Genomic DNA, 9,215 nt, shown 5'->3' on the forward strand with positions numbered 1-9,215 from the left:
GCCTCGGCCGCACGGGGCGGCGGGTGACCCCGCCGTCCCGAAGTCCCCAAGTACCGAAGTCCCCAGGCCCCGAAAGGTCCCGCCATGAGCGCCCACCCCGGCCCCCGCACCCGTACCCGCTCCGTCACCCGCACCCGCACCCGCACCGCCACTCTCGCCACCGCCCTGGTCCTCGGCCTCGTCGCCGGTCCCCTCGCCGTCACCGGCACCGCCCACGCCGCCACGTCGGCGGTGGCCCACGCCGCCCAGCAGTCCGAGGGCCCGGACACCAAGGCCCTCCGCGCCGCCCTCGCCGGACTGCCGAACGACACCACCACGGCGGCCCTCGCCCGGGTCGGCGGCAAGGGCCCCGCCTGGCAGGGCAGTTCCGGCGTGCACGACCTGCGGACGAACCGGCCCGCCGATCCGGACGCCCGCTTCCGCGCGGGTTCCGTCACCAAGGTCTTCACCGCGGCGACCGTGCTGCGCCTGGCCGAGGAGGGCAGGGTCCGCCTCGACCGGCCGGTCCGCTCCTACCTCCCGGACCTGCTCCCGGCCTCGTACGGCACGGTCACCGTGCGCCAGCTCCTCAACCACACCCACGGCATCCCCTCCCCCGACTTCCCCGGCAGCAACGTCGACGACTGGTACGCGCACCGCTTCGACGTGCACGACCCGCGCGTGATGGTCGCCTCGGCGACCTCGAAGGCCAAGGAGAAGGACAGGAAGACACCGGGAACGGTCCAGCACTACACGAACATCGGCTACACCCTCGCCGGCCTGCTGATCGAGCGCGTCTCCGGCACCACGTACGAGGAGGCCGTCGCCCGCCGCATCCTGCGCCCGCTCGGCCTGCACGGCACGTACTCCCCCGGCCGGAATCCGCACATCAAGGGCCCGCACAACCACGGCTACCAGGTCTTCACCAAGTCCGACGGCAGCACGGAACTGCGCGACGTCAGCGTCTGGAGCACCACGGACGGCTGGGCGGCGGGCGATCTGATCTCCACCACCGCCGACCTGGAGCGCTTCCTGAACGCCCTCTTCCGGGGGCAGGTCGTACGCGGCCCGCTGCTGGAGGAGATGTTCACCGTCCCCGACATCGAGGGCGCCACGATGAGCGCCGGTCTGCAGCGGTTCGACGCGGGCGGCGGCCTGGTCCTGTGGCTGAAGACGGGCGGCCGCTGGGGCTACAACTCCGTGATCGCCGCCCCGCGCGACCTCTCGCGCACCCTGGTCTACTCGGTCAACTCCACGGACGCCAAGGGCCAGGGCATGAACCCGACCGCCGAGGCCCTGCTGCGCGCCGCCTTCAGCCGCTGACCGCCGAGCGTGCCGCCCCCGCCACGGCTGACGGCACCGCGAGCGGCGCCGTCAGCGCCTCCAGCCGCTTGATCTTCCTGCGGACGATCGCCAGCGGGATCACCCCGAACACCCCGAAGGCCATGTCGATCAGCGACCAGCCGAACGGAATGCCCCGGATCGGCCCGCAGATCAGCGCGAGCGGAATGATTCCGGCGCAGGCGATCATGCCGAACTCGATCACCCAGATGTTCCGCACCGGGTCGCGGTAGGGACCGTAGAACGCGACCGCGATCACCAGGTGCGCGAAGGCCAGCCAGTCCGTCCCGTACAGGATGAAGGGGTACTTCGCGTCGGTGGCGATCAGCCCCTCGCGGCAGCGCTCGATCCACTCCATGAAGCCCGGCATCAGATCGGGCAGCGGCGAGGACCTCAGCACCCCGGCCAGCCAGTCGATCTCGGTGACCAGCGGGAAGGCGGTCAGCCCGCTCAGCACCAGGCACACGATGAAGAAGATCAACCACACACGGATGCGCCTCAGTTGGACGGCTGGCTCGTTCATGTCAGCAGCGTACGACCGCCTTTACGCCGTCTTCACACGCCCCCGGCGTTCTTCACGACGGGGGGGTGCGAGAGGATCAAGGTGCCTGTTGCCCGAACACCGGTGCAACCGGCCCTACAGACCCACGATCCCGTTCCACGTCTTCGCGAACTCCAGCCGCTCCTCCGCCGTGATGTCCCGGGCGATCGCGAGCCGCTTGCGGACCTCGCCGTCGGGGAAGATCAGCGGGTCCTCGGCCAGTTCGGCGGTCTCCTCGTCCTTGGAGGAGGCGATGATGTCGCGGGCGGCGGGGACCGGACAGACGTAGTTGACCCAGGTGGCGAGTTCGGCGGCGACCTCGGGGTCGTAGTAGTAGTCGATCAGCTTCTCGGCGTTGCGCTTGTGCTGGGCGAGGTTGGGGATCATCAGCGACTCGGCCCAGAGCTCCGCGCCCTCCTCCGGCACCACGAACTCGATGTCCGGGTTGTCGGCCTGGAGCTGGATCACGTCGCCGGAGTACGCCTGGCAGGCCAGCACGTCGCCGCTCGCCAGGTCCTTGACGTAGTCGTTGCCGGTGAAGCGGCGGATGTGCTTGGTCCTGACCAGCTTCTCGACCTGGTCGCACATCTTGTGGAAGTCGTCGGCGGTCCACTTGGTGACGTCCGCGCCAAGCCCCTGCATCAGCAGCGAGAAGCTCTCGTCGAGTCCGGCGAAGAGCGTGACCTTGCCCTTGAGTTCGGGGCGCCACAGGTCGGCGGTGTGCTTGATCTCGCGGCCGAGCTTCTTGCGGTTGTACGCGATGCCGGTGATGCCCGACTGCCAGGGCACGGTGTGCAGGCGGCCGTCGTCGAAGGCGGGGGAGCGCAGCTGCGGGTCCAGGTACTTGGCGACGTTGGGCTGCTTGGCCCGGTCCATCTGCTGCACCCAGCCGAGCCGTACGAAGCGGGCCGCCATCCAGTCGCTGATGACGATCAGGTCCCGGCCGGTCGCCTGGTGGTTCATCAGCGCGGGGCTGACCTTGCCGAAGAACTCGTCGTTGTCGTTGATCTCCTCGGTGTACTCGACCGAGATCCCGGTGCGCTTCTGGAACTCCACCAGCGTCGGCCGCTTGGACTTGTCGTCCTCGTCGGTGTCGATGTAGAGCGGCCAGTTGGCGAACGTCAGGCTCTTCTCCCGGTCCGAGGAGTCCTTGCCGGAGCGGTCGGCCGGTTTGACGTAGGCCGGCGGCACACCGCAGCCGGTGAGCGCGGCGAGCACGCCCGTCGAAGCGAGACCGTACCCGGCTCCGCGCAGGAGCGTACGGCGCGGGACACCGCGCGAGAGACGACGCGAAACGCGACCAAGATCACCCATGGTGCTCACCATTTCCCGATGTGGGAGGGGCGGGCAATAGACAGTTCGTCTACCGCCCGCCCCGTAACCCGTCATCCCGTCCCTGCACCCGGGACGGGCCGTCGCGGACCGCCGAGGGCTCAGCCCTCGATGGACGTCATGACGTGCTTGATGCGGGTGTAGTCCTCGAAGCCGTAACCGGAGAGGTCCTTGCCGTAGCCGGACTGCTTGAATCCGCCGTGCGGCATCTCGGCGACCAGCGGGATGTGGGTGTTGATCCACACGCAGCCGAAGTCGAGGTTCTTGGACATGCGCATGGCGCGCGCGTGGTCCTTGGTCCAGACGGAGGAGGCCAGCGCGTACTCGACGCCGTTCGCCCACTGAAGGGCCTGCGCCTCGTCGGTGAAGGACTGGACGGTGATGACGGGGCCGAAGACCTCGTTCTGGATGATCTCGTCGTCCTGCTTCAGGCCGGAGACGACGGTCGGGGCGTAGAAGTAGCCCTTCTCGCCGACCCGGTGGCCGCCGGCCTCGACCTTGGCGTGCGCGGGCAGCCGGTCGATGAAGCCGGAGACCTGCTTCAGCTGGTTGGCGTTGTTGAGCGGCCCGTAGAGCACGTCCTCGTCGTCCGGCATGCCGGTCTTGGTGTCGGCCGCCGCCTTGGCGAGTGCGGTCACGAACTCGTCGTGGATCGACTCCTGTACGAGGACGCGCGTGGCGGCCGTACAGTCCTGGCCCGCGTTGAAGTAGCCCGCCACCGAGATGTCCTCGACGGCCTTGGCGATGTCGGTGTCCTCGAACACGACGACCGGCGCCTTGCCGCCCAGCTCCAGGTGGACCCGCTTGAGGTCCTTGGCGGCCGACTCGGCGACCTGCATGCCGGCCCGTACGGAACCGGTGATGGAGGCCATCGCGGGGGTCTTGTGCTCGACCATGGTGCGGCCGGTGTCGCGGTCGCCGCAGACGACGTTGAAGACGCCCTTGGGTACGATCCCGCCGATGATCTCGGCCATCAGGACCGTAGAGGCGGGGGTGGTGTCCGACGGCTTCAGCACGACGGTGTTGCCCGCGGCGAGCGCCGGGGCGAACTTCCACACGGCCATCATCATCGGGTAGTTCCACGGCGCGACCTGCGCGCAGACGCCGACCGGCTCACGGCGGACGATGGAGGTCAGGCCCTCCATGTACTCGCCCGCGCTGCGGCCCTCCAGCATCCGGGCCGCACCCGCGAAGAAGCGGATCTGGTCGACCATGGGCGGCACTTCTTCGGTGCGGGTGATGCCGACCGGCTTGCCGCAGTTCTCCGACTCGGCGGCGATCAGCTCCTCGGCGCGCTCCTCGAAGGCGTCCGCGATCTTGAGCAGCGCCTTCTGCCGCTCGGCGGGCGTCAGATCGCGCCAGGCGGGGAACGCCTCGGCGGCGGCCTTCATCGCGGCGTCGACGTCCTCCTGGCCGGAGAGCGGCGCGGTCGCGTAGGCCTCGCCCGTGACCGGGTTGATCACTTCGGTGGTCCGCCCGTCGGCGGCGTCCCGGAACTCCCCGGCGATGTAGTTGCGCAGGCGGCGCAGCTCGGTGGTCACGGCGGCTCTCCCTCTCAGATGTCCGGCAGTTGAGACACCACCCTAGCCAGAGGAGCGACGCATTCGACATACCTCCCCCTCCACAACTTCGGATTCAGTTAAATCAGGACTCTTGAACAACGAAATTCATCGGTTTCCTCTTGCGTGACGGACGAGACCTCATGCACAGTGGCTTCGTGGTCAGTCGTAGCGCAGAACCCAGGCCCGGCAGCGGAAGCTCCCCGGCGATCGATGCCGTCTCCCTGGCGATCATCGAACAGCTCCAGGAGGACGGCCGCCGTCCGTACGCCGCGATAGGCAAGGCGGTCGGTCTCTCCGAGGCCGCCGTGCGCCAGCGCGTACAGAAGCTGCTCGACCAGGGCGTCATGCAGATCGTCGCCGTCACGGACCCGCTCACCGTGGGCTTCCGTCGGCAGGCGATGGTCGGCATCAATGTGGAGGGCGACCTCGATCCGGTCGCGGACGCGCTCACCGACATGGCGGAGGTCGAGTACGTCGTCGTGACGGCTGGCTCCTTCGACCTCCTCGCGGAGATCGTCTGCGAGGACGACGACCACCTCCTGGAGATGATCAACAAACGCATCCGGACCCTCCCCGGAGTGCGCTCCACCGAGAGTTTCGTCTACCTCAAGCTCAAGAAGCAGACCTACATGTGGGGAACCCGATAGCCGTGAGTGCCACCAGCAACCCCTCCACGACCAGTTCCGGCAAGGACCTCTCGAAGTCCGCGTACGACCACCTGTGGATGCACTTCACCCGCATGTCGTCGTACGAGAACGCCCCCGTGCCGACCATCGTGCGCGGCGAGGGAACGTACATCTTCGACGACAAGGGCAAGCGCTACCTCGACGGCCTGTCCGGCCTGTTCGTGGTGAACGCCGGACACGGCCGGCACGAGCTCGCCGAGACCGCGTACAAGCAGGCGCAGGAGCTGGCCTTCTTCCCGGTCTGGTCCTACGCCCACCCCAAGGCCGTCGAACTGGCCGAGCGGCTCGCGCACTACGCGCCGGGCGACCTGAACAAGGTGTTCTTCACGACGGGCGGCGGCGAGGCCGTCGAGACCGCGTGGAAGCTGGCCAAGCAGTACTGGAAGCTGCGCGGCCACCACACCAAGTACAAGGTCATCTCGCGTGCGGTCGCCTACCACGGCACCCCGCAGGGCGCCCTGTCCATCACCGGACTCCCCGCCCTCAAGGCCCCCTTCGAGCCGCTGGTCCCCGGCGCGCACAAGGTCCCCAACACCAACATCTACCGCGCCCCGATCCACGGCGACGACCCCGAGGCCTTCGGCCGCTGGGCCGCCGACCAGATCGAGCAGGAGATCCTCTTCGAGGGCCCGGAGACCGTCGCCGCCGTCTTCCTGGAGCCGGTCCAGAACGCGGGCGGCTGCTTCCCGCCGCCGCCCGGCTACTTCCAGCGGGTCCGCGAGATCTGCGACAAGTACGACGTGCTGCTGGTCTCGGACGAGGTCATCTGCGCCTTCGGCCGCCTCGGCACGATGTTCGCCTGCGACAAGTTCGACTACATCCCCGACATGATCACCTGCGCCAAGGGCATGACCTCGGGCTACTCCCCGATCGGCGCCTGCATCATCTCCGACAGGATCGCCGAGCCGTTCTACCAGGGCGACAACACCTTCCTGCACGGCTACACCTTCGGCGGCCACCCGGTCTCCGCGGCGGTCGGCCTCGCCAACCTCGACATCTTCGAGCGCGAGGGCCTCAACCAGCACGTCCTGGACAACGAGGACGCGTTCTACCAGACGCTCCGCAAGCTCCTCGACCTGCCGATCGTCGGCGACGTCCGCGGCAACGGCTTCTTCTACGGCATCGAGCTGGTGAAGGACAAGGCCACCAAGGAGACCTTCACCGACGAGGAGACGGAGCGCGTGCTCTACGGCTTTCTCTCCAAGGCGTTGTACGAGAACGGCCTGTACTGCCGGGCCGACGACCGGGGCGACCCGGTGGTCCAGCTGGCCCCGCCGCTGATCTCCACCCAGGAGACCTTCGACGAGATCGAGGGCATCCTGCGTGCGGTCCTCACGGAGGCCTGGACCAAGCTCTGACCCGGCTGTTGATCTGCTCGTACGGCCCGGATGCACCCGTTCCAGTGAGAACGGGAAGCCTCCGGGCCGTACGTCTGCCGCGCCACGCACACCATCGCACCGGGAATCCCTAGCGTGCCCAGTGACCGATCGGCTCCGTATTTCGTTCCCCCGCAAGGGGGACCGGAAATCTGATCTGACACGAGGTGTACGCCATGGTGGTCCCACCGGACAGCTCCCCGCCGGACAACGACGTCCTCTGGGCCCGTTCCCTGCACCACTCCCACGAGGGCTCCCCCGCGCTCACCGGTGTCTCGCTCGGCGTCCGCGAGGCCGAGATCCTGGCCGTGACCGGTCCGCGCGGCAGCGGCAAGACGACGCTGCTGTCCTGCCTGAGCGGGCAACTCGTCCCGGACGAGGGCGAAGTGTGGTTCAACAGCGTTCCCGTGCACGCGATGGGCGCCCTGGCCCGCGAACGGCTGCGCCGGGACCGGTTCGCCTGGATCGCCCCGGAGCCGGACCTGGTCCCCGAGCTCACCGCCTGGGAGAACACCGCCCTCCCCCTCCTCCTGAACGGCCACGGCCACCGCGAGGCGAAGGACACCGCGACGGAGTGGCTGGAACGGCTCGACATCGGCGCCGTCGCCCGCAAGCGCCCCGCCGCACTGCTCCAGTCGCAGCGCCAGCGCATCGCGATCGCCCGCGCCCTGGCGACCAATCCCACGGTCCTGTTCGCCGACGAGCCGACCGCCCCGCTGCACCGCACCGACCGCGCGCAGGTGCTGCGCACCCTCACCACGGCGGCCCGCTCGCACGGCATCACCGTCGTCCTGGCCACCCACGACGCCGAGATCGCGACCCTCGCCGACCGTACGGTGACCCTCCTCGACGGCCACCGCGTGAACTCCGTACAGCTCGCCGAAGCGGAAGGCCGGGCCGCGTGCTCGCTCTCCGCCTAGTCCGCGGCGCCCACCCGCTGGTCCTGCTGCGCCGGCTCCTGGTCGCGGCGGCATCGGCCGGAGTCGGCTTCCTCCTGCTCTGCACCCTCGGCTACGCCCTCAGCCACCCCTCGCACGCGGCATCTTCCCTGCTCCGCCTCCTGTGGTGCCTGGTCCCGCTCGCCGCGACGGTCCAGTTCGCGGTGGCCGTGGCACGTACGGACCCGAGCACGCGACCGCGCACCGGACTCTCGGCGGTGGGCCTGGGCCCGGCCCGGCTGGCCGCCACGGCCGCCGCCTCGACGGCCCTGTCCTGCACGCTCGGCAGCATGATCGCGCTGCTGGTCTTCCTGCACCTGCGCGGCGACCTGACGGGCCTGCCCTTCGACGGCGCGGCCACCGAACTCCTGGCCGCCGACCGCCCGTTGCCCCTGGCGGCGGTCCTCACGCTCCTCGCCCTCTCCCCCCTCACGGCATCCCTGGCCAGCGCCCTGTCCCTACGCCCCCGCACACCCACCGCTTCGCCCTCTCCCCCGGCGCCTCCGGCGGGCCTGCCCTGGGGCGTCGCACTGACCGCGGTCGGCCTGGCGATCGAGACGTACGCAAGCCGAAGCGCAGGCCCACGCGCCGCGCTCCCGCTCCCCGGGCACGCGGACGTCGCCCCCGCGGGGGTGCTGGTGGGCTGGGTCCTGACGGCGGTGGGCCTGGCACTGGCCGGGCCCGGCCTGGTGCACCTGTGCGGATTCCTGCTCCAGTCGGTACGCCCGGGAGCGGTACGCCTCCTCGCGGGCCGCGCACTCCAGAGCGAGGCGGGCCGCATCGGCCGCCCGCTGGGGGTGGTGTGCGCGACGGCGTCGGGAGTACTGGCGGCGACGGTCCTCTACGCCCCCACCCCCTCCGCCCCGGCCTTCGGCCCGCTGACCGGGCTGGGAGCGACGCTGGTCCTGGCGTGCACGACGGCGACGCTCCTGTCGGTGGCCCTGGAAACCCGCCAGTCCCGGGCCCCGATCACCCAGTCCCTCCTGCGCCAGGGCGCCCCACCCCAGTCGCTACGTGCCGCAGCCGCGACGCGGACGCTGGCGCTGCTCACTTTGTTCGCGCCGCTGACGTGGTCGGTGGCGACGTTGGCATCGCTTCCGCTGGCGCAGGCGTAGGGAGGATGCAGGAGGCGGGGTCCGCTGCGCGGGGCATTTCCCCACCCCGCCCCTTCCCGAACTGGGGCTCCGCCCCAGGCCCCGGCCCGCGCGGGCGAGTGGGTGGGCGGCCAGGTGGCGGGCCCGGCCACCCCCGGTGGTCATGTGCAGGTAGTACGTGGCTGGCCGCGGGAGTTCCCCCGCGCACCCATGGCTCGGGGGGGGGGGGGGAGGGGGCGGGCCGCGCATTTCCCCGCCCCCCCGGGTGCTTGGGGGCCCGGGGAACTGCGCGAGCAACCACACTCGACCCGCAGGTAAAAACCCTCGGCCCCGCGGCCAGCGGTCTAGGGAAGGGGCGGGGAGGGG

General features: G+C 70.0%; 8 protein-coding genes. 5 read left to right on the top strand and 3 right to left on the bottom strand.

Translation table 11 applies throughout. From position 1 onward, the window contains the following. Nucleotides 1-84 precede the first annotated feature (84 nt). Nucleotides 85-1,302 (top strand): serine hydrolase domain-containing protein, encoded by a 1,218-nt coding sequence (locus ACZ5PB_RS37670; protein WP_468697601.1) that lies wholly within the window; start codon nt 85-87, stop codon nt 1,300-1,302. Here the strand turns inward: ACZ5PB_RS37670 and ACZ5PB_RS37675 are convergent. The 3 genes from ACZ5PB_RS37675 to ACZ5PB_RS37685 form a co-directional block, all read right to left on the bottom strand. Then, the gene (locus ACZ5PB_RS37675) at nt 1,292-1,843 is read right to left on the bottom strand and encodes a hypothetical protein (RefSeq protein ID WP_468697602.1); all 552 of its coding nucleotides are present in this window, start codon (nt 1,841-1,843) and stop codon (nt 1,292-1,294) included. The genes ACZ5PB_RS37670 and ACZ5PB_RS37675 overlap by 11 nt on opposite strands. A gap of 114 nt (nt 1,844-1,957) precedes the next feature. Further along, complete coding sequence (locus ACZ5PB_RS37680) at nt 1,958-3,175, bottom strand: polyamine ABC transporter substrate-binding protein (RefSeq protein ID WP_468697603.1); 1,218 nt, start codon at nt 3,173-3,175, stop codon at nt 1,958-1,960. 119 nt (nt 3,176-3,294) lie between these two features. After that, entirely contained in the window at nt 3,295-4,734 is a 1,440-nt protein-coding gene (locus ACZ5PB_RS37685; protein WP_468697604.1) for a gamma-aminobutyraldehyde dehydrogenase, read from the bottom strand. A gap of 176 nt (nt 4,735-4,910) precedes the next feature. Here ACZ5PB_RS37685 and ACZ5PB_RS37690 point away from each other — a divergent pair, with 176 nt between their 5' ends. The 4 genes from ACZ5PB_RS37690 to ACZ5PB_RS37705 all read left to right on the top strand — a co-directional run bounded on the left by ACZ5PB_RS37690 (nt 4,911) and on the right by ACZ5PB_RS37705 (nt 8,870). Continuing rightward, a complete protein-coding gene (locus tag ACZ5PB_RS37690; RefSeq protein WP_401746097.1) occupies nt 4,911-5,402 on the top strand; it encodes an Lrp/AsnC family transcriptional regulator in 492 nt (163 codons plus the stop codon). Beyond that, nucleotides 5,387-6,799: an aspartate aminotransferase family protein gene (locus ACZ5PB_RS37695; RefSeq protein ID WP_468697605.1), complete on the top strand. Its 1,413-nt coding sequence runs from the start codon at nt 5,387-5,389 to the stop codon at nt 6,797-6,799. Before ACZ5PB_RS37690 ends, ACZ5PB_RS37695 begins: the two co-directional genes overlap by 16 nt. Before the next feature lie 194 nt (nt 6,800-6,993). After that, on the top strand, nt 6,994-7,737 hold the full coding sequence (locus ACZ5PB_RS37700; protein ID WP_468697607.1) for an ABC transporter ATP-binding protein: 744 nt from the start codon (nt 6,994-6,996) through the stop codon (nt 7,735-7,737). Further along, complete coding sequence (locus tag ACZ5PB_RS37705; protein ID WP_468697609.1) at nt 7,719-8,870, top strand: hypothetical protein; 1,152 nt, start codon at nt 7,719-7,721, stop codon at nt 8,868-8,870. Before ACZ5PB_RS37700 ends, ACZ5PB_RS37705 begins: the two co-directional genes overlap by 19 nt. Nucleotides 8,871-9,215 lie beyond the last annotated feature (345 nt).

This window comes from Streptomyces sp. NPDC032721 (assembly GCF_055579625.1).

Excerpts from the sequence above, each read along its gene's own strand:
- ACZ5PB_RS37670 (WP_468697601.1), top strand. The coding sequence starts at position 85 with ATGAGCGCCCACCCCGGCCCCCGCACCCGTACCCGCTCCGTCACCCGC.
- ACZ5PB_RS37675 (WP_468697602.1), bottom strand. The coding sequence starts at position 1,843 with ATGAACGAGCCAGCCGTCCAACTGAGGCGCATCCGTGTGTGGTTGATC.
- ACZ5PB_RS37680 (WP_468697603.1), bottom strand. The coding sequence starts at position 3,175 with ATGGGTGATCTTGGTCGCGTTTCGCGTCGTCTCTCGCGCGGTGTCCCG.
- ACZ5PB_RS37700 (WP_468697607.1), top strand. The coding sequence starts at position 6,994 with ATGGTGGTCCCACCGGACAGCTCCCCGCCGGACAACGACGTCCTCTGG.